Origin of the sequence: Ottowia sp., assembly GCF_016703145.1 — a bacterium.
In the GTDB taxonomy this organism is placed as follows: Bacteria; Pseudomonadota; Gammaproteobacteria; order Burkholderiales; family Burkholderiaceae_C; genus Ottowia.
The window spans coordinates 313,879-331,837 of sequence record NZ_JADJCO010000005.1; the positions used below are offsets into that span (position 1 = coordinate 313,879).

General features: G+C 69.6%; 20 protein-coding genes. 14 read left to right on the plus strand and 6 right to left on the minus strand.

Going from position 1 to position 17,959, the window contains the following annotated elements:
• Positions 1 to 295: 295 nt before the first annotated feature.
• A complete protein-coding gene (locus tag IPG65_RS14600) occupies positions 296 to 517 on the minus strand; it encodes an NAD(P)-binding protein (protein WP_293191137.1) in 222 nt (73 codons plus the stop codon).
• A gap of 66 nt (positions 518 to 583) precedes the next feature.
• Positions 584 to 985 carry a metalloregulator ArsR/SmtB family transcription factor gene (locus tag IPG65_RS14605; protein WP_293191068.1) on the minus strand — a complete coding sequence of 134 codons (402 nt, stop codon included), beginning with the start codon at positions 983 to 985 and terminating at the stop codon, positions 584 to 586.
• Between the two features lie 118 nt (positions 986 to 1,103).
• Here IPG65_RS14605 and IPG65_RS14610 point away from each other — a divergent pair, with 118 nt between their 5' ends.
• The 6 genes from IPG65_RS14610 to chrA all read left to right on the plus strand — a co-directional run bounded on the left by IPG65_RS14610 (position 1,104) and on the right by chrA (position 5,219).
• On the plus strand, positions 1,104 to 1,433 hold the full coding sequence (locus IPG65_RS14610; protein WP_293191139.1) for a helix-turn-helix domain-containing protein: 330 nt from the start codon (positions 1,104 to 1,106) through the stop codon (positions 1,431 to 1,433).
• A 12-nt stretch (positions 1,434 to 1,445) separates the two neighbouring features.
• Positions 1,446 to 1,892: an ArsI/CadI family heavy metal resistance metalloenzyme gene (locus tag IPG65_RS14615; protein ID WP_293191141.1), complete on the plus strand. Its 447-nt coding sequence runs from the start codon at positions 1,446 to 1,448 to the stop codon at positions 1,890 to 1,892.
• Between the two features lie 12 nt (positions 1,893 to 1,904).
• A complete protein-coding gene (locus IPG65_RS14620; RefSeq protein ID WP_293191143.1) occupies positions 1,905 to 2,402 on the plus strand; it encodes an arsenate reductase ArsC in 498 nt (165 codons plus the stop codon).
• Between the two features lie 10 nt (positions 2,403 to 2,412).
• Positions 2,413 to 3,501, plus strand: a complete 1,089-nt coding sequence (arsB, locus tag IPG65_RS14625; protein WP_293191145.1) for an ACR3 family arsenite efflux transporter — start codon at positions 2,413 to 2,415, stop codon at positions 3,499 to 3,501.
• On the plus strand, positions 3,498 to 3,920 hold the full coding sequence (arsC, locus tag IPG65_RS14630) for an arsenate reductase (glutaredoxin) (RefSeq protein ID WP_293191147.1): 423 nt from the start codon (positions 3,498 to 3,500) through the stop codon (positions 3,918 to 3,920). The genes arsB and arsC overlap by 4 nt, the downstream gene beginning before the upstream one ends.
• Positions 3,921 to 4,016: 96 nt before the next feature.
• On the plus strand, positions 4,017 to 5,219 hold the full coding sequence (gene chrA / locus IPG65_RS14635) for a chromate efflux transporter (RefSeq protein ID WP_293191149.1): 1,203 nt from the start codon (positions 4,017 to 4,019) through the stop codon (positions 5,217 to 5,219).
• Positions 5,220 to 5,437: 218 nt separating this feature from the next.
• On the opposite strand, the gene IPG65_RS14640 is transcribed toward chrA, so the two are convergent.
• Positions 5,438 to 6,301, minus strand: a complete 864-nt coding sequence (locus IPG65_RS14640; RefSeq protein WP_293192992.1) for a DMT family transporter — start codon at positions 6,299 to 6,301, stop codon at positions 5,438 to 5,440.
• Positions 6,302 to 6,423: 122 nt separating this feature from the next.
• On the opposite strand from IPG65_RS14640, the gene IPG65_RS14645 reads away from it, so the two are divergent.
• The gene (locus IPG65_RS14645) at positions 6,424 to 7,806 is read left to right on the plus strand and encodes a PLP-dependent aminotransferase family protein (RefSeq protein ID WP_293191151.1); all 1,383 of its coding nucleotides are present in this window, start codon (positions 6,424 to 6,426) and stop codon (positions 7,804 to 7,806) included.
• 68 nt (positions 7,807 to 7,874) lie between these two features.
• On the opposite strand, the gene IPG65_RS14650 is transcribed toward IPG65_RS14645, so the two are convergent.
• Positions 7,875 to 10,757: an Rne/Rng family ribonuclease gene (locus IPG65_RS14650; RefSeq protein WP_293191153.1), complete on the minus strand. Its 2,883-nt coding sequence runs from the start codon at positions 10,755 to 10,757 to the stop codon at positions 7,875 to 7,877.
• 587 nt (positions 10,758 to 11,344) lie between these two features.
• On the opposite strand from IPG65_RS14650, the gene IPG65_RS14655 reads away from it, so the two are divergent.
• From IPG65_RS14655 to IPG65_RS14670, 4 genes are all read left to right on the plus strand, one after another.
• A complete protein-coding gene (locus tag IPG65_RS14655; RefSeq protein ID WP_293192994.1) occupies positions 11,345 to 12,310 on the plus strand; it encodes an RluA family pseudouridine synthase in 966 nt (321 codons plus the stop codon).
• Entirely contained in the window at positions 12,307 to 12,969 is a 663-nt protein-coding gene (locus IPG65_RS14660) for an HAD-IA family hydrolase (protein WP_293191155.1), read from the plus strand. The genes IPG65_RS14655 and IPG65_RS14660 overlap by 4 nt, the downstream gene beginning before the upstream one ends.
• A gap of 14 nt (positions 12,970 to 12,983) precedes the next feature.
• Positions 12,984 to 13,364, plus strand: a complete 381-nt coding sequence (locus IPG65_RS14665) for a Rieske 2Fe-2S domain-containing protein (protein WP_293191157.1) — start codon at positions 12,984 to 12,986, stop codon at positions 13,362 to 13,364.
• Between the two features lie 91 nt (positions 13,365 to 13,455).
• Positions 13,456 to 14,400 carry a S49 family peptidase gene (locus IPG65_RS14670; RefSeq protein ID WP_293191159.1) on the plus strand — a complete coding sequence of 315 codons (945 nt, stop codon included), beginning with the start codon at positions 13,456 to 13,458 and terminating at the stop codon, positions 14,398 to 14,400.
• Here IPG65_RS14670 and IPG65_RS14675 read toward each other — a convergent pair whose 3' ends face one another.
• Together IPG65_RS14675 and IPG65_RS14680 are read right to left on the minus strand one after the other, a co-directional pair.
• The gene (locus IPG65_RS14675) at positions 14,401 to 15,174 is read right to left on the minus strand and encodes an SAM-dependent methyltransferase (protein WP_293191161.1); all 774 of its coding nucleotides are present in this window, start codon (positions 15,172 to 15,174) and stop codon (positions 14,401 to 14,403) included.
• Complete coding sequence (locus tag IPG65_RS14680; protein WP_293191163.1) at positions 15,171 to 15,773, minus strand: Maf family nucleotide pyrophosphatase; 603 nt, start codon at positions 15,771 to 15,773, stop codon at positions 15,171 to 15,173. The genes IPG65_RS14675 and IPG65_RS14680 overlap by 4 nt, the downstream gene beginning before the upstream one ends.
• 26 nt (positions 15,774 to 15,799) lie before the next feature.
• On the opposite strand from IPG65_RS14680, the gene IPG65_RS14685 reads away from it, so the two are divergent.
• From IPG65_RS14685 to plsX, 3 genes are all read left to right on the plus strand, one after another.
• Complete coding sequence (locus IPG65_RS14685; protein WP_293191165.1) at positions 15,800 to 16,348, plus strand: DUF177 domain-containing protein; 549 nt, start codon at positions 15,800 to 15,802, stop codon at positions 16,346 to 16,348.
• Positions 16,349 to 16,535: 187 nt separating this feature from the next.
• Positions 16,536 to 16,718, plus strand: coding sequence for a 50S ribosomal protein L32 (gene rpmF / locus IPG65_RS14690; RefSeq protein WP_293191167.1), 183 nt, complete (start codon positions 16,536 to 16,538; stop codon positions 16,716 to 16,718).
• 161 nt (positions 16,719 to 16,879) lie between these two features.
• Positions 16,880 to 17,938 carry a phosphate acyltransferase PlsX gene (gene plsX, locus IPG65_RS14695; protein WP_293191169.1) on the plus strand — a complete coding sequence of 353 codons (1,059 nt, stop codon included), beginning with the start codon at positions 16,880 to 16,882 and terminating at the stop codon, positions 17,936 to 17,938.
• Positions 17,939 to 17,959 lie beyond the last annotated feature (21 nt).

Below are 17,959 nucleotides of genomic sequence, written 5' to 3' on the forward strand. Positions count from 1 at the left end.
CTGAACTTTCGACGCCTGGCGCGGCGGCGGCTTCTACCCGCCGGGCCTGCGCGCTGCAGGCGAATTCGCCCACGCCGCCCGCACCTCACCACGCTTGAAGTCAAAGGCGCGTTCTGCGCCCTGCGGAAACCCGCCACCTTCGTGCGCTGGGCGGCCGAGGTGCCCGATGACTTCGTGCCTGCCCCGACTACCTGCGCTTGGCGCGCACCTCCGGCGTGGCCACCGTGGTCGCCCAATCACCCGACGGGCCCTGCATCGCCGACCGCACGGCCGGAACGCCCGGCGACGTGTTCGTCTATTTCATCAGCGGCGCCAAGGCCCGCAACGGCATGCCAGGCAATGCGGAATAACCGGCGGGCGAGAACAATTCCAGGCTGTCGTAGTAGCTTCGCCATGCGCCGCCAGAGCGGTCGGAAGCTTCCAGAATCAGGGAGCTGATTTGCTGCTGCGCGAGGTGCCAGCCCATGGCCAGGCCGGCCTGCCCGCCGCCGATGACGAGGGTTTGCAGAGTCTTCATGAGTGAGCTCTCATGGACAGGTGTGCGCATGCATGCATTCAATGGGCAAAAATGTGAGGAAGGCGATCATTTGTTTTCTGAGCCATTCGCAGGGCAGCAGTAGGGTGCGAGCTGGCCGACCTCACGCAAGATGACCTCGAACTTGCGCAGGATCGTCGGCCCATCCACCTCGTAGATGCGATGGCGTCCGGCGCGCTCCATGCGCACGATCCCGGCCTCCAGCAGCAGTTGCAGGTGCCGCGAGATCACCGAGCGCTCCTGAGGCAACTTCTCGGCGATCTGTCCCACGTCGGCCCGGCCCAGCAGCATGAGTTGCCGAAGCACGGCGACCCGCGACGGCTCCTGCAAAGCCTTGAACAGCGGATCGTCCAGCACGGCCATTGCCGAGTTGATGGCTTGGGCTCGCAGGGCGTCTTGGGTCGGGGCGCTCATCTTCTGCCGCTGAGAATAGGGGCGGGTATCGGTCATTATACGTGCATATGTGTGCATGTATATCAATCGACGACAGCGGCGCGCCGGAATGCTCACGAATGGGCTTGTCTGAGGATAGTTCGCATTAATTCAATGGATGTTGTATTATCGAATAATGGACGAAGTCCAAGCTGTTTCCGCCCTCGGTGCCCTGGCCCACACCCAGCGCCTGCGCGTGTTTCGCGCCCTGGTCGTTGCCGGCCCCGAAGGGTTGACGCCCAGCGTGCTGGCCGACCAACTCGATGTGGCCCGCAACTCCTTGTCCTTCCATTTGAAGGAACTGGCCCATGCCGGCCTGGTGTCCATCGAGCAGCAGGGCCGCAACTTGATCTATCGCGCCGACTTCACGCAGATGAACAACCTGCTCGGCTACATGACGGAGCACTGCTGCCAGGGCGGCGCGTGCGAAGTCACCGAATCTTCCTCCGCCTGTACCTCCTGCTGAAAGGAACTTCCCATGAAGCGCTTCCACGTCCACCTGCACGTCGATGACCTGAACCGCAGCATCGGTTTCTACTCCCAACTGTTCGCCGCGCAGCCTGCGCGCATCGAGGGCGACTACGCGAAGTGGATGCTCGAAGACCCGCCGGTCAACTTCGCCATTTCCACACGCGGCGGCAAGCCAGGCATCGACCACCTGGGCATCCAGACCGACGACGCCGAAGAAATGGCCGCCCTGAAAGCCCGCGCGCAGGCCGCAGACATCGCGCTGCTGGACGAAGGCACCACCACCTGCTGTTACGCGCGCAGCGAGAAGCACTGGATCACCGATCCGCAGGGCGTGGCCTGGGAGCACTTCCACACGCTGGGCAGCATCCCGGTCTTCAACGAAGCGGCGCCCGCTGCCCCGAGCACCGCCGCAGCCTGCTGCGCGGTCACACCGCGCGCGAAATCCTGCTGCTGATACGAGAAACCCATGACCACAGAAAAAATCTACAACGCCTTGTTCATCTGCACAGGCAATTCGGCCCGTTCCATCCTGGCCGAAGGCATCCTCAACGAACTGGGCAAGGGCCAGTTTCGTGCCTATTCGGCGGGCAGTCATCCCAAGGGCGAAGTACACCCGCAAGCGCTTGCCACGCTGGAGCGACTGCACATGCCGATCGCCGGCTACCGCAGCAAGAGCTGGGACGAGTTCGTGGCGCCCGGCGCACCGGAGTTCGATTTCATCTTCACCGTCTGCGACAACGCAGCCGGTGAAGCGTGTCCGTTCTGGCCGGGCAAACCGGTATCGGCCCACTGGGGCGTGCCCGATCCCGCCGCCGTCGAAGGCACCGACGAGCAGCAGCGCAAGGCGTTCACGGATGCAGCGTTGACGCTGCGCCGGCGCATCGAGCTGTTCCTGTCGCTGCCCCTGCAGCGGCTGGATGCCATGTCGCTGCAACACGAGCTGCGCAACATCGGTACGAAGTGAGGCAGGCGCGATGAATGCAACCAGTGAAACGCTGCGGCCCATGAGCTTGTTCGAGCGCTACCTGACCGTGTGGGTGCTGCTTTGCATCGCCTGCGGCATCGCGCTGGGCCAGTTTGCGCCGGGCGTGTTCCAGGCCATCGGCCGCATGGAGGTCGCTCAAGTCAATCTGCCGGTCGGCTTGCTGATCTGGGTCATGGTGATCCCGATGCTGCTCAAGGTGGACTTCGGCGCGCTCGGTCAGGTCGGGCAGCACTGGCGCGGCATCGGCGTGACGCTGTTCATCAATTGGGCCGTGAAGCCGTTCTCGATGGCGCTGCTGGCGTGGATCTTCATTCGCCAAGTCTTCGCGCAGTGGCTGCCGGCCGATCAACTCGACAGCTACGTCGCCGGCCTGATCCTGCTGGCTGCTGCGCCCTGCACGGCCATGGTGTTCGTCTGGAGCCGGCTGACCGGCGGCGACCCGGTGTTCACGCTGTCGCAGGTAGCGCTCAACGACACCATCATGGTGTTCGCCTTCGCGCCCATCGTGGGGCTGCTGCTGGGGCTGTCGGCCATCACGGTGCCGTGGGACACGCTGCTGGTATCGGTGGTGCTCTATATCGTCATCCCGGTCATCCTCGCGCAGCTCTGGCGCCGCGTATTGCTGCGCCGGGGTCAGGTCGCCTTCGACCGGGCGTTGGAACGCATCGGCCCGCTGTCCATCGCCGCACTGCTGCTGACGTTGGTGCTGCTGTTCGCCTTCCAGGGCGAGGCCATCATCCGCCAGCCGCTGGTGATCGCCATGCTGGCGGTGCCGATCCTGATCCAGGTGTTCTTCAACTCCGGCCTGGCCTACTGGTTCAACCGCCATGTCGGTGAAAAGCACAGCATCGCCGGCCCCTCGGCGCTGATCGGCGCGAGCAACTTCTTCGAGCTGGCCGTGGCGGCCGCCATCAGCCTGTTCGGCTTCCAGTCCGGCGCGGCGCTGGCCACGGTGGTCGGCGTGCTGATCGAGGTGCCGGTGATGCTGCTGGTCGTGCGCGTGGTCAACCGCTCGCGCGGCTGGTACGAACGCGGCCCAAACCCTGCCCCCCAGATGACCCAGGCATTTCCACCATGAGCAATATCACGATCCATCACAACCCTGCTTGCGGCACATCGAGCAACGTGCTGGGCCTGATCCACGACAGCGGCGAAGAGCCCACCGTCATCGAGTACCTGAAAACGCCGCCCGACCGCGATACGCTCAAGGCGCTGATCGCCGCGATGGGCATGCCGGTGCGTGCGGTGCTGCGCGAGAAAGGCGCGCCCTATGCCGAACTGGGCCTTGATGACCCGAAGTGGAGTGATAGGCAGTTGATCGACTTCATGCTCCAGCATCCCATCCTTATCAACCGGCCCAGCGTGGTCACGCCGCTGGGCACGGGCCTGTGTCGGCCCTCGGCGGCCGTGCTGGACATCCTGCTCCAGCCGCAGCGCGGGGCATTCAGTAAGGAAGAGGGCGAGCCCGTGGTGGACGCGCAGGGCCGCCGTGTCTGAACCTCGCCTCGACCTGCCGAACATCGACGCCGCGCCGTTCCAGTCGCCGGATCAAGGCCAGGCACTGGTCAAGCGCGCGAGGCGGGAGGCCAACTGATGCCGGAGTCGCCTGCAGGCCAGAGCGATGGCGCGTGGCAGGTCTTCATGGCCTTTCTCAAGCTGGGCCTCACCTCCTTCGGCGGCCCCATCGCCCACCTGGGCTATTTCCGCACGGAGTTCGTTGAACGCCGCCGTTGGCTGGATGATCGCGGCTATTCCGATCTGGTTGCCCTGTGCCAGTTCCTGCCCGGCCCGGCCAGCAGCCAGGTCGGCATGGCGCTGGGGCTGGGCCGTGCGGGATGGCCGGGGCTGTTGGCGGCGTGGGTGGGCTTTACCTTGCCGTCGGCGATCGCGCTGATCCTGTTCGCCTTTGGCATCGCGCAGTACCAGGACCTGGCCGATTCCGGCGGGGTGCATGGGCTCAAGGTCGTGGCCGTGGCCATCGTGGCGCAGGCCGTGTGGGGCATGGCCAGGACGCTGTGCCCGGACCGGCCGCGCGCCGCCTTGGCGATCCTGGCGGCGCTGCTGACCTTGGCGCTGCCTTCGGCTGCCGGCCAGATCGTGGCCATCGTCGCCGCCGGCCTGATCGGCCGCTGGGGATTGCAGACCGCGCAACCGGCCGGCGGCCAGGCTCATGCCTATCCCGTCTCGCCCGGGCTCGGCATCGCGGCCTTGCTGGTGTTCGCGGCACTGCTCATCGGACTGCCCCTGTGGGCGGCGGCCAGCGGATCGGCCACGGTGGCGCTGCTGGAAGGCGTGTACCGCTCTGGCGCGCTGGTCTTTGGTGGCGGGCACGTCGTGCTGCCGCTGCTGCAGGCGAGCGTGGTGCCCGGCGGTGCGGTGAGCAATGCCGACTTCCTCGCGGGCTACGGCGCGGCGCAGGCCGTGCCGGGGCCGCTGTTCACCTTCGCGGCGTATCTTGGCGCCATTGCCGATGGGCCGCTGCGAGGCTGGGCGGGCGGTCTGGCGCTGCTGGGCATGATCTTCTTGCCCGCATGCCTCGTGCTCGTCGCGGCGCTGCCGTTCTGGGAGAGCCTGCGCCACCGCGCAGGCATCCAGACCGCGATGGCGGGCATCAACGCCGGCGTGGTCGGCATCCTGCTGTCGGCCCTGTACGACCCGGTGTGGACCAGCGCCATCCATGGCCGGGGGGATTTCGGGCTGGCGCTCGCCGCGTTCATGCTGCTGGTGCATGGCCGCGTGCCACCCGCGCTGGTGGTGGTGCTGGCCGGGGTGGCGGGCTGGGCCATGGCAATGTAGCCCGGCGTATGCCGGTGCCATCTTCTCGCTGCGTGGAATGGCGAACGGGTGTCCGCCGCAGTTCGCGGCCGGCGTCATGCTGGCCCTGGTGCTTGGCAAGCCCTTGGGCGTGGTCTCTGCCAGAAGACAAGACAGGAAGAATTCGGCGGCTGCGTAGAGGCGCCTCCTCACGGATGTCCGCGACGGGGGACTTGCGTCGGTTCACCCACGTCCCTCGTTCAGGTGGCGAATTTCCGGGCTCCGGCGACGCAGGCCACGGCGCCCAGCGTCACCAGCAGCATCGCCCAGTTCACCGTCTCGCCCAGCAGCAGCGCCGCCAGGCCCAGGCCGAGGAAGGGCTGCAGCAACTGCAGTTGCCCGACCGCCGCGATGCCCCCTTGCGCCAGTCCGCGGTACCAGAACACGAAGCCGATCAGCATGCTGAAGAGGGAGACATAGGCCAGCCCCAGCCACGCGGGCGCGCCGACATGGACGAACGACGCCGGCATCGTGAACAGCGCCACCGGCAGCATGACGGGCAGCGACAGCGCCAGCGCCCAGCTGATCACCTGCCAGCCGCCCAGCCGGCGCGACAGGCGCGCGCCCTCGGCGTAGCCCAGGCCGCACACCACGATGGCGGCCAGCATCAACACGTCGCCCCGCAGCGACGCCTCGATGCCCCCCAGCGCCGCGTAGCCCGCGACGAAAGCGCTGCCCAGCACCGAGAACAGCCAGAACGTCGGTCGCGGGCGCTCGCCGCCGCGCAGCACGGCGAAGACCGCCGTGCACAGCGGCAGCAGGCCCAGGAAGACGATGGAGTGCGCGGACGACACGTGCCGCAAGGCCAGCGCGGTCAGCAGCGGAAAGCCGACCACGACGCCCAGCGCCACCACCCCCAGCGCGGGCACGTTCCGCCACGCCGGACGCGGCTGCCGCAACGCCAGCAGCAGCGCCAGACCCAGCAGCGCGGCGATGCTGGCGCGCGCGCAGGTCAGGAAGGTGGGGTCGAAATCCATGACCGCCACGCGGGTGGCCGGCAGCGAGCCGGCGAAGATCACCACGCCGATGAAACCGTTGACCCACCCGCTTGCTGACTTGTCCATGGCCACCCCGCTGTTGCTGACCTTGCAGTGGAGCACGGCCAGGGTGGGTTGCCCAGGCACAATACAGTACGGTTCGAAGAAACTGTTATTTGAAATCATCCAATACAGTTGAAGGTGACGGCATGAAACGAGGCACCACGCGGATCGACACGGTCATGGCCGCGATCCGCTCCCGGATCGCGGCCCGCACCGACCCGCCGGGCACGCGGCTGCCGTCCGTGCGCGCCCAGGCCAAGGCCATGGGCCTGTCGGTGTCCACCGTGGTGGAAGCCTATGAGCGCCTGGCGGCCGAAGGGGTGATCGGCGCGCGTCCCGGGTCCGGGTTCTACGTCGCGGGGCCGGTGGCGCCGCTTGCGCTGGCACGCGTCGGCCCGCAACTGGACCGGGCCATCGACCCGCTGTGGATCTCGCGCCAATCGCTGGAGGCCGGCGCCGACGTGCTCAAGCCCGGCTGCGGCTGGCTGCCCGCCGCGTGGATGCACGAGGCCGGCATGCGCCGGGCGCTGCGCGCGGCGGCGCGTTCGAGCAGCGCCACGCTGGCCGACTACGCCACCCCGCTGGGCCTGCCGGCGCTGCGCCAGTGGCTGGCCCGGCGCATGGCCGCCCTGGACGTGGAGGCGCCGCCCGGGCAGATCATGCTGGCCGAATCGGGCACCCAGGCCATCGACCTGATCTGCCGTTTTCTGCTGCAGCCGGGCGACACCGTGCTGGTGGACGACCCCTGCTACTTCAATTTCCACGCCTTGCTGAAGGCGCACCGCGTGCAGGCGGTGGGCGTGCCGTACACCGCTCACGGGCCGGACGTCGAGGTCTTCGGCGCCGCGCTGCGGGCGCACGCGCCCCGGCTGTACATCACCAACTCGGGCGTCCACAACCCCACGGGGGCGGCGCTGTCGTCGGTCACGGCGCACCGGCTGCTGAAGCTGGCCGAGGGCTCGGACCTGGTGATCGTCGAGGATGACATCTTCGCCGACTTCGAGACCAGCCCGGCGCCCCGGCTGGCGGCCTTCGACGGCCTGTCGCGCGTGATCCAGACCGGCAGTTTCTCCAAGACGCTCTCGGCCTCGCTGCGCTGCGGCTACATCGCCGCACGGGCCGACTGGATCGAGGGCCTGGCCGACCTCAAGATTGCCACCAGCTTCGGCGGCGGGCGGCTGGCCGCCGAGGTCCTGCTGGCAGTGCTGACCGACAGCGGCTATCGCCGGCACATGGAAGCAGTGCGGACGCGGCTGGCCGGGGCGAGGGCGCGGACGCTCGGGCGCTTGCAGGCGCTGGGCATCGCGCCCTGGCTGGTCCCGCAGGCGGGCATGTTCCTGTGGTGCCGGCTGCCGCAGGGGCATGACGCCGCGGACGTCGCCCGCGCGGGCCTGAAGGAGGGCGTGGTGCTGGCGCCGGGCAATGCGTTCAGCCCCTCGCGCAGCGCGAGCGACTTCATGCGCTTCAACGTCGCGCAGTGCACGGAGGACCGGGTGTTCGAGGTGCTGGCGCAGGCGCTGTCGTCGTAGCCGTCCCGCCGGACGAAAAAAAGCCGGACGGTCACCCGTCCGGCTTGGCCATGCGGCGCGGCGGCCGGTCAGTGCGGCGCTGGCGGTTGCTCGAACGGCAGCGTCACGGTGCGCAGGTCCTTGCGCGTCTCGACCAGCACCAGCGGGCCGTCGTCCAGTTCGACCACGGGCGGACGCCCGCGCGGCACGCGGATGGGCTGGGGCTCGGCGGCGATGGCGGCCTGCACGGCGGCGACCTTGCTGGCGTCGGAGTTGACCCACTGTAGCCCAGCGGCGTCGGCCAACTGCGCCAGCGCGTCGGTGGGCAGGGCGAACGGCGCCACCGGGGGTAGGCCGGCCGGGGCGGCGGCCACGGGTGCCGGCGCGGGCGCCACCGTTGCTACGATTTCAGTAGCTATTGGCTTAGGCAGGACGCTGGCTGGAGCCAGTTCTTGCACTGAATCGACCGCCGGTCCGGGCATCTCCGCGCCCGGGTTGCGGGCGAAGTAGGAGCGCGGCGCGGGCGCGTCCTGCGCGGTGGCGGCGGTCTCGACGGCGGCCGGTGCGGCGTCGGGGCTGTCCGTATCGCCGCGCTCGTCGCGCCGCTCGGCGCCGCGTTCACGCCGGTCGCGGCCGTAGCGGTCGCGCGAGCGGCGTTCGCGGCGCTCCTCGGCGGGCGCGTCGGCCGGGGCGATGGCGGTGGTGTCGTTCACGGCCTCGGCGGGAACCGGGGCGGCTTCCTGGTGCGGGGCGTCGGGGCGGCCTTCAGTGCGCTCGCCGCGCTCACGTCGACCCTCGCCGCGTCCGCGCCGGCCGTCGCCGCGCTCGCCGCGCGGTGGGCGGGCCGACGGGTTCTCGGCAGCGGCGGCGGTGTCGGGCTGCTCGCCCGCCGTGCCGTTCAGCGCGGGGTCCGCCACGGGCGCCTCGCGCCGCTCGCGCGGGCCGGAGCGCTCGCCGCGCTGCTCGCCGCGTTCACCGCCGCGGCGTCCGCCTTCACGCGGGCCACGGCTTTCGGCGGCGCCTTCCGCGCGGCTGTCGCCGCGGACGGCCTCGCCGGCGGCGTGGTTCTCGCCACGGCCTTCGCCGCCGCGTCCGCCACGGCCGCCGCGTCCGCCACGGCGCTGCTGGCCATCGCGGGCGCCGCGTGCCTCGCGCTTGTCCTCGGCGGCGGGCTGGGGCGCGGGGGCGGGCGTGGCCACGGGCTGGGGCGGTGGCGCGGCGCCGAACAAGCCCTTGAGCCAGCCCATCAGGCCGCCGGCGGGGGCGGCGGCGGGCGGCGTGAAGGCCGCGGGTGCCGGGGCGGGCGCCGCAGGCATCGGGGCCGGGGCCGGGGCGGCGGGCGCGGGCCGCGCCTCGGGCTGCGGCGCGGGGGTGTCGCGCAGCACGCCCTTGATCACCGGCTGCTGGCGGTTGGTGGGCTCCTGGCTGCGGCGGGTGACGGTGGTGGGGTCCTCGAACTCCTCGGCCAGCTTGTAGCTGGTGTCGAGGCTGTCCAGGCGCGGGTCGTCGTGCTTGAGGCGCTCGAGCTTGTAGTGCGGCGTCTCCAGCGTCTTGTTGGGCACCAGGGTGACGTTGACGCGCTGCTTGAGCTCGATCTTGGCGATCTCGGGGCGTTTCTCGTTCAGCAGGAAGCTGGCCACTTCCACCGGCACCTGCACGTTGACGGCGGCGGTGTTGTCCTTCATCGACTCTTCTTGAATGATGCGCAGGATCTGCAGCGCGCTGGACTCGGTGTCGCGCACGTGGCCCGAGCCGCCGCAGCGCGGGCAGGGGATGGAGGCGCCTTCGGAGAGCGCGGGCTTGAGGCGCTGGCGGCTCATCTCCAGCAGGCCGAACTTGCTGATGGAGCCGAACTGCACGCGCGCGCGGTCCTGGCGCAGCGCGTCGCGCAGGCGGTTCTCGACCTCGCGGCGGTTCTTGCTCTCCTCCATGTCGATGAAGTCGATCACGATCAGGCCGCCCAGGTCGCGCAGGCGCATCTGGCGCGCTACCTCGTCGGCGGCCTCCAGGTTGGTGCGGGTGGCGGTCTCCTCGATGTCGCCGCCCTTGATGGCGCGCGCCGAGTTGACGTCGATGGCCACCAGTGCCTCGGCGTGGTCGATGACGATGGCGCCACCCGAGGGCAACTGCACGGTGCGGCTGTAGGCCGACTCGATCTGGTGCTCGATCTGGAAGCGCGAGAACAGCGGGGCGTTGTCCCGGTAGCGTTTGACGCGGCCCGCGTGCTCGGGCATCACGTGGCTCATGAACTGGTGCGCCTGCTCGTACACGTCGTCGGTGTCGATCAGGAGGTCGCCGGTGTCGCCGTTGAAGTAGTCGCGGATGGCGCGGATGACGAGGTTGCTTTCCTGGTAGATCAGGAAGGTGCCCTTGCCGGCCGTGGAGGCGGTGGCGATGGCGTCCCACAGCTTCAGCAGGTAGTTCAGGTCCCACTGCAGCTCGGGCGCGGTGCGGCCGATGCCGGCGGTGCGCGCGATGATGGACATGCCCTTGGGGTAGTCGAGCTGGTCCATCGCCTCCTTCAGCTCGGCCCGGTCGTCGCCCTCGATGCGCCGGCTGACGCCGCCGCCGCGCGGGTTGTTGGGCATCAGCACCACGTAGCGGCCGGCCAGGCTGACGAAGGTGGTTAGCGCCGCGCCCTTGTTGCCGCGCTCTTCCTTTTCGACCTGGACCAGCAGTTCCTGGCCCTCCTTGATCACTTCGTTGATTCTGGCCTGGCTGACCGAGACGCCCTCGGCGAAGTACTGGCGCGAGATTTCCTTGAACGGCAGGAAGCCGTGGCGCTCCTCGCCGTAGTCGACAAAGCAGGCTTCCAGCGACGGCTCCACGCGCGTCACCACGGCCTTGTAGATGTTGCCCTTGCGCTGTTCGCGCCCTTCGATCTCGATTTCGTAATCGAGCAGTTTCTGTCCGTCCACGATCGCCAGGCGGCGCTCTTCGGCCTGCGTGGCGTTGATCAGCATCCGTTTCATGATGCGTGTTCCTTCTCGTCAATAGCAGTCAACGGCTCCGCGAGGGAGCCCATCGATGCCGGGACGGCGCGCTGAAACGAAGGGAATGGCCGGTGCGCGGGACGAGCGTCTTCAGGCTGCTGCAGGCACGGGGCCTGCGGCAGCCGCTGTCGGGCGGGGGGGCGTGGATGGGGCGAGTGGCCGGGCGCGCCTGGTTGCTACGAATTTCGTAGCTGCAGGCGTAAACGGGGCGCGGGCGCATGCCGATTTCGACTCCAAAAGCGCGGGCCGCAGCCAGCGCCAGAGCATCGTGACCAGGGTCATCAGCACCGTGTGATCTCGCTTCGATCCGACTCGCGGCGCCGGACGATCCGGGCGCTGCCAGTCTGGGGTATTCCGTGTTGAGGGTTTCATCGCGTCGGCCTCGCCCGCGCTTTTCTGGCGTGGCTGCCTCGTGTGGGGCAGGGCGCTTTCTTGTGCGGGCACGGCATCGAACGTTTACTGGCGGGGCCGGAGCGGGTGGCCGGTGGAATTAAACTCGCCACTTTCGAGGCGCAACTTCCATTTCAAATTCAACCACTTACGGCCGGTTGCCAGTGAATCGCATTATAGAGGCCAAAGCCGGCGGCCCACCGTCTGAGGGTAAACCCGAGGTCGCGTGGCTGGCGGTGGACGAGGAGAGCGCCGGCCAGCGCCTGGACAACTTCCTCATCCGCCATCTCAAGGGCGTGCCCAAGACGCACGTCTACCGCATCATCCGCTCCGGCGAAGTGCGGGTGAACAAGGGCCGCGCCAGCGCCGACACGCGCGTGGCGGCGGGCGACACGGTGCGGCTGCCGCCCGTGCGCCAGGCCCGGCGCGCGCCAGATGCCGTCGACCTGCCCGCCCCGGCGCGCGAGTTTCCCGTGCTGTTCGAGGACGACCACCTCATCGCCATCGACAAGCCCGCCGGCGTGGCCGTGCACGGCGGCTCGGGCGTGAGCTTCGGCGTCATCGAGCAACTGCGCTGCGCGCGGCCCCAGGCGCGCCTGCTGGAGCTGGTGCACCGCCTCGACCGCGACACCAGTGGCGTGCTGCTGGTGGCCAAGAAGCGCAGCGCGCTCAAGGCCCTGCAGGACCAGTTCCGCGACCGCGAGACGGGCAAGACCTACCTGGCGCTGGTGCTGGGCGAGTGGCCCGCGCGGCTGAAGGTGATCGACACGCCGCTGCGCAAGTACCTGCTGCCCGATGGCGAGCGCCGCGTCCGGCTGGCGGCCGCGGGCGATCCCGAGGGCATGCGCGCCATCACCCTGGCCAAGGTGCGCCAGCGCCTGCCGCAGGGCACGCTGCTGGAGGTGACCATCAAGACCGGCCGCACACACCAGATCCGCGTGCACCTGGCGGCGCAGGGCCACCCCATCGCGGGCGACGACAAGTACGGCGACTTCGAGCGCAACAAGGCCTGGCAGAAGCAGGGGCTCAGGCGCATGTTCCTGCACGCGTGGCGGTTACAGTTCACCCATCCGGCCAGCGGCGAGCGCGTCGAGCTGCTGGCCCCCCTGCCGCCCGACCTGCTTTGCTGCCTGCCCGCATGAACCGCCCGCGCCAGTTCGACCTGATCTGCTTCGACTGGGACGGCACCCTGTTCGATTCCACCGCCATCATCACGCGCTGCATCCAGCAGGCGGTGCTGGACGTGGGCGGCGCCCGGCCCAGCGACGACGCGGCCGCCTACGTCATCGGCATGGCGCTGATGCCCGCGCTGGCCCGGGCCGCGCCCGACGTGCCGCCCGAGAAGTACCCAGAGCTGGGCGCGCGCTACCGCCACCACTACCTGGCCCACCAGGACGACATCAGCCTGTTCGACGGCGCGCTGCCGCTGCTGGCCGACCTGAAGCGCCACCACCACTGGCTGGCCGTGGCCACCGGCAAGAGCCGGCGCGGGCTGGACGACGTGCTCGCCACGCGCCAGTTGCAGGGCATCTTCGACGCCTCGCGCACCGCCGACGAGACCGCCGGCAAGCCGCATCCGCGCATGCTGCGCGAGCTGATGCGCCAGTTCGGCGCCGAGCCCGAGCGCACGCTGATGATCGGCGACACCACGCACGACCTGCAGATGGCGCTGAACGCCGGCTGCGCCAGCGTCGGCGTGAGCTACGGCGCGCACGCGCCCGGCGGCTTCGGCGCGCTGGGCCCCCGCTTCGTCGCGCATTCGGTGGCCGAACTGCGCGGCTGGCTGGCCGAGCACGCCTGAAGGAGACCCCGCCCGTGACCCCCGACGCCGCCTCGTCCGCCATCGCCCTGTGCAACGCCGCCGACCTGCAGGAGGGCGGCCTGGCCGTGCCCTTCGACGTCGAGTACGGCGGCCAGACCTGCCGCGCTTTCGCCATCCGCTTCGAGGGGCAGGTCTACGCCTACCTCAACCGCTGCACCCACGTGGCGATGGAGATGGACTTCCAGGAGGGCCGCTTCTTCGACGACAGCGGCCGCTGGCTGCTGTGCGCCACGCACGGCGCGGCCTACGCGCCCGACACTGGCGAATGCGCCGGCGGGCCGTGCCAGGGCGGACTGGTGCGCATCGAGTTGAGCGAGTTCGATGGCGTGGTGCACTGGCACCCCACTTATCTGCTCAAGCCTCTTGCATTCTGAAACCGCCGTGCGCGGCGGTGCGGCCCCGTTTTGTTGACAATATCGATTCCCTGCCCCGATGGAATCTATGCTGAACGCTATGGAAAATGAAGTGCCCCTGGACGCCAAGACCATCCACTGGGAGCGCGCGGCGATCGAGAAGCTGCTGCTGGCCGAGGTGCGCGAGCGCCGCGCCGCACGCCGTTGGCGCATGTTCAAGAGCCTGGTCTGGATGCTGCTGTTCGGCGCCCTGGTCTGGGCGCTGGCGTCCGACCGCCTGCCCAGCAGCGCGGCCAGCGCGCCACACACCGCCCTGGTCAGCATCCGCGGCGAGATCGCCGACAAGGGCGAGGCCAGCGCCGAATACGTGCTGCCCGCGCTGCGCAGCGCGCTGGAGGACCCGGGCGCGCAGGCGCTGGTGCTGCTCATCAACTCGCCCGGCGGCAGCCCGGTGCAGGCGGGCCTGATCAACGACGAGATCCGCCGCCTGCGCGCCAAGCACGGCAAGCCGATCTACGCCGTGGTCGAGGAGACCTGCGCCTCGGCCGCCTACTACATCGCCGCGGCGGCCGACCGCATCTACGTCGACAAGGCCAGCATCGTGGGCAGCATCGGCGTGCTGATGGACGGCTTTGGCTTCGTCGACACGCTGCACAAGCTGGGCGTGGAGCGGCGCCTGCTGACCGCAGGCGCGAACAAGGGCTTTCTCGACCCGTTCAGTCCCCAGTCCGACGAGCACAAGAAGCACGCCCAGGTGATGCTGGACCAGATCCACCAGCAGTTCATCAGCGCCGTCAAGCAGGGGCGCGGCGAGCGCCTGAAGGCCACGCCCGACACCTTCAGCGGCTTGTTCTGGACCGGCGAACAGGCCATCGGTCTCGGCCTGGCCGACGGCTTGGGCAGCCTCGACTCGGTGGCGCGCGACGTCGTCAAGGCCGAGAAGCTGGTGGACTACACCAACAAGGAAAACATCGTCGAGCGCTTCGCCAAGCGCTTCGGCGCCGCCGTGGGGCAGGGCGCCGTCAGCGCGCTGCGGGCGGCGCCGGCGCTGCGCTGATCAGGTGCCGAGCGCGAACACCGTCGGCAGCCGGTTCTCGCTCCAGGCGGCCAGGGTGGCGGCATCCTGCTTCCAGCGCTGCACCGGCACGCAGCGCGTGCGCTGGCCCGGCAGGGTCAGGCCGCTGGCGAGGGCCAAGCGGGTGGTGCCGCGCAGGGTGCCCAGCAGCGCCTGCAGCAGGGCGGCGTTGCGGTAGGGCGTCTCGATGAAGATCTGCGTCTGGCCGGTGCGCTGGGCCAGCTCTTCCAACTCGCGGATGCGCTGCGCGCGCGCGGCGGCGTCCTGCGGCAGGTAGCCGACGAAGGCGAAGTTCTGGCCGTTGAGCCCGCTGGCGGCCAGCGCCAGCAGGATCGACACCGGGCCGGGCAGCGGCACGACCGCGATGCCCAGATCGTGCGCGGCACGCACGACCGAGCTGCCGGGGTCGGCGACGGCAGGCATGCCGGCCTCGCTGACCAGCCCGACGTCCTGGCCCTGCAGCGCGGCGGCGAGCAGGGGGCGGGCGTCCAAGCGGGCCGCGCCGCCGTGGTCGCCCTTCTTGTGGACTTCGCGCGGCAGATCGGTGATGGTATGAGCCTGGATCGGCTGGGCCAGCGGCACCAGTGCGTCCACGCGCTTCAGGAAGGCGCGGGTGGACTTGGCGTTCTCGCTGATCCAGTGCGTCAGGGACGCGGCGATCCTCACGGTGCCCAGCGGCAGCGCCTCGTCCAGCGGCGCGAGGGTGTCGCAGCCGTGGTCCAGGGGAGTGGGCACCAGATAGAGAGCGCCGGTCATGGCAACACCAGCCCCGCCGCGCGCAGCAGGCGCGCGGTGCGGATCAGCGGCAGGCCCACCAGGGCAGTGGGGTCGTCGCTGTGGATGGCCTCCAGCAGGGCGATGCCCAGGCCCTCGCTCTTGGCGCTGCCGGCGCAGTCGTAGGGCTGCTCGGCGCGCAGGTAACGCTCGATCTCGCCGTCGTCCAGGTCGCGGAAGCGCACCTCCACGGCGGCCAGGTCGCTCTGCTCGAAGCCGATGGCCTGGCACACCACGGCCAGCGCGGTCTGGAAGACCACGGTCTGCCCGCTCATGCGCCGCAATTGCGCCACCGCGCGCTCGTGCGTGCCCGGCTTGCCGAGGGGCTCGCCGGCCAGGTCGGCCACCTGATCGGAACCGATGACGATGGCTTGCGGATGGCGGGCGGCCACCTCGCGCGCCTTGGCCAGTGCCAGGCGCTGGGCCAGCGCGCGCGGGACCTCGCCGGGCAGGGGGGTCTCATCCACCTGGGGCGCGGCCACCTCGAAGGGCAGGCCCAGGCGCGACAGCAGCTCGCGCCGGTAGCGCGAGGTGGAGCCCAGCACCAGCGGCCGTGCCAGAGGGGGGAGGGGGGCGGTCATGCGGGCGATTCTCTTACACTGGCCCGATGAACAAACCCTTCCATGCCCGCCGGCTCGACGTGGCGGCTTTCGCGCAGGCGGGGGCCAGCCTCTCGGGGCGGGATCCACTGCAGAAATATGAGCGACTGGCGCAGGAATTACGCCGGCCAGAGGCCGATTCGACCATTGAATGGCAGGCCCAGGGCGAGCATCGCGCGGCCGCCGATGGGTCGGTGCGCCCGGCGCTGCACCTGCGCGCCAGCGTGGCGCTACCGCTGACCTGCCAGCGCTGCATGGGCGAGGTGATCGAGCCGGTGGCGGTGGACCGCCACATCGTGTTCGCGCCCGACGAGGACACGGCCGCCGCGCTGGACGACGCGTCGGACGACGACGTGCTGGCCCTGACGCCCGACCTGGATCTGCAGGCCCTGATCGAGGATGAACTGCTGATGGCGCTGCCGCTGGTGGCGCGTCACGACACCTGCCCCGAGGCGGTGCCGCTGTTCGCGCAGGACGCCGCATTCGACGACGCGCTGCAGGAGAAGGTCAACCCCTTCGCCGCCTTGGCGGCGCTCAAGGGCGGCAAGCCGAACTGACGCCGGCGGCGGGCAGGCGCTAACTGCTTGCCAGCACTGGCGAATCGGCGGATTTTCGGGCTATAATCGCAGGCTTTTCCGCGCGCGGCTGGCCCTGGGTTGTCCTTGGGGCAGGCCGAGTGCACGAGTCCAACCTTTTTTGCCCGCTGGCTTGCCGGCGGAACCACCAGACCACGAAGGAGCCATCATGGCCGTTCAGCAGAACAAGAAGTCGCCGTCCAAGCGCGGCATGCACCGCTCGCACAACGCCCTGGGGGCGCCCGGCATCGCCGTGGAGCCGACCACCGGCGAGACGCACCTGCGCCACCACATCAGCCCCAACGGCTTCTACCGCGGCCGCCAGGTGATCAAGTCCAAGGCCGAAGCCTGACCACGGGCGGGGTGCCCGGCCCGCGGCGCCCCAGTCATATACTTGCCGGGCCCGGCGCTACGCCAGCGTAGCCTCGGGCCCTTGCCGTTTCTGGCGGCGGTGGTTTCATCTCTTCATTTCCATTCAGGCGGGCGCCGGCGGGGCGCCTGCGTGGGGCTCGCATGATCGTTCTGGCTGTCGATTGCATGGGCGGTGACCACGGCCCCAAGGTCACGCTGCCGGCCTGCCGCCAGTTCCTCGACCATCATCCCGATGCCCGGCTCCTGTTGGTGGGCCAGCCCGAGGCGCTGAAGTTCTTCAGCCACGAGCGCGCTCAGGTGGTGCCGGCCACCGAGGTCGTCGGCATGGATGATTCGGTCGAGACCGCGCTGCGTAGGAAGAAGGATTCGTCCCTGCGCGTGGCCATCCAGCAGGTGAAGGACGGCGCGGCGCAGGTGGCGGTGTCGGCCGGCAACACCGGGGCGCTGATGGCGATCGCGCGCTACCTGCTCAAGACGCTGGAGGGCATCGACCGCCCGGCCATCGCCACGCAAATGCCCAACGACAAGGGCGGCGCCACGACGGTGCTCGACCTGGGCGCCAACGTCGATTGCTCGGCCGAGCACCTGCTGCAGTTCGCCGTCATGGGCTCGGCCCTGGTGTCGGTGCTGAAGAACGATTCCCAGCCGACGGTGGGCCTGCTCAACATCGGCGAGGAGGCGATCAAGGGCAGCGACGAGATCAAGCGCGCGGGCGAGTTGCTGCGCGCGGCGGCGGCCTCGGGCGACCTCAACTTCGTCGGCAACGTCGAGGGCAACGACATCTTCAAAGGCTCGGCCGACATCGTGGTGTGCGACGGCTTCGTCGGCAACGTCGCGCTGAAAGCCAGCGAGGGACTGGCGGCGATGATTGCTGGATTCCTCAAAGAGGAGTTTTCGCGCAACATCTTCACCAAACTCGCCGCCATCGTCTCCTATCCAGTGCTCAAGGCGCTGCAGCGGCGCACCGACCACCGACGCTACAACGGCGCCGCGCTGCTGGGGCTGCGCGGACTGGTGTTCAAGAGCCACGGCTCGGCCGACGCGCTGGCCTTCGAGCAGGCGCTGGACCGCGCGTATGATGCGGCCCGCAACCAGTTGCTCGAGCGCGTGCAGGGGCGCATCGCCCACGCCGCGCCCCTGCTGATTCCGCAGCCGGCGGGCGTGGCGAACGCCGTGGCGGATGAGTCCCGCGGACCGTGACCCGACCCTAAAAGCATTCCC

What these genes read in the sequence shown, in the direction of transcription:
- IPG65_RS14600 (WP_293191137.1), bottom strand. Translation starts at nt 517, where the DNA reads ATGAAGACTCTGCAAACCCTCGTCATCGGCGGCGGGCAGGCCGGCCTG.
- IPG65_RS14605 (WP_293191068.1), bottom strand. Translation starts at nt 985, where the DNA reads ATGACCGATACCCGCCCCTATTCTCAGCGGCAGAAGATGAGCGCCCCG.
- IPG65_RS14610 (WP_293191139.1), top strand. Translation starts at nt 1,104, where the DNA reads ATGGACGAAGTCCAAGCTGTTTCCGCCCTCGGTGCCCTGGCCCACACC.
- IPG65_RS14615 (WP_293191141.1), top strand. Translation starts at nt 1,446, where the DNA reads ATGAAGCGCTTCCACGTCCACCTGCACGTCGATGACCTGAACCGCAGC.
- IPG65_RS14620 (WP_293191143.1), top strand. Translation starts at nt 1,905, where the DNA reads ATGACCACAGAAAAAATCTACAACGCCTTGTTCATCTGCACAGGCAAT.
- arsB (WP_293191145.1), top strand. Translation starts at nt 2,413, where the DNA reads ATGAATGCAACCAGTGAAACGCTGCGGCCCATGAGCTTGTTCGAGCGC.
- arsC (WP_293191147.1), top strand. Translation starts at nt 3,498, where the DNA reads ATGAGCAATATCACGATCCATCACAACCCTGCTTGCGGCACATCGAGC.
- chrA (WP_293191149.1), top strand. Translation starts at nt 4,017, where the DNA reads ATGCCGGAGTCGCCTGCAGGCCAGAGCGATGGCGCGTGGCAGGTCTTC.
- IPG65_RS14640 (WP_293192992.1), bottom strand. Translation starts at nt 6,301, where the DNA reads ATGGACAAGTCAGCAAGCGGGTGGGTCAACGGTTTCATCGGCGTGGTG.
- IPG65_RS14645 (WP_293191151.1), top strand. Translation starts at nt 6,424, where the DNA reads ATGAAACGAGGCACCACGCGGATCGACACGGTCATGGCCGCGATCCGC.
- IPG65_RS14650 (WP_293191153.1), bottom strand. Translation starts at nt 10,757, where the DNA reads ATGAAACGGATGCTGATCAACGCCACGCAGGCCGAAGAGCGCCGCCTG.
- IPG65_RS14660 (WP_293191155.1), top strand. Translation starts at nt 12,307, where the DNA reads ATGAACCGCCCGCGCCAGTTCGACCTGATCTGCTTCGACTGGGACGGC.
- IPG65_RS14675 (WP_293191161.1), bottom strand. Translation starts at nt 15,174, where the DNA reads ATGACCGGCGCTCTCTATCTGGTGCCCACTCCCCTGGACCACGGCTGC.
- IPG65_RS14680 (WP_293191163.1), bottom strand. Translation starts at nt 15,773, where the DNA reads ATGACCGCCCCCCTCCCCCCTCTGGCACGGCCGCTGGTGCTGGGCTCC.
- IPG65_RS14685 (WP_293191165.1), top strand. Translation starts at nt 15,800, where the DNA reads ATGAACAAACCCTTCCATGCCCGCCGGCTCGACGTGGCGGCTTTCGCG.
- rpmF (WP_293191167.1), top strand. Translation starts at nt 16,536, where the DNA reads ATGGCCGTTCAGCAGAACAAGAAGTCGCCGTCCAAGCGCGGCATGCAC.
- plsX (WP_293191169.1), top strand. Translation starts at nt 16,880, where the DNA reads ATGATCGTTCTGGCTGTCGATTGCATGGGCGGTGACCACGGCCCCAAG.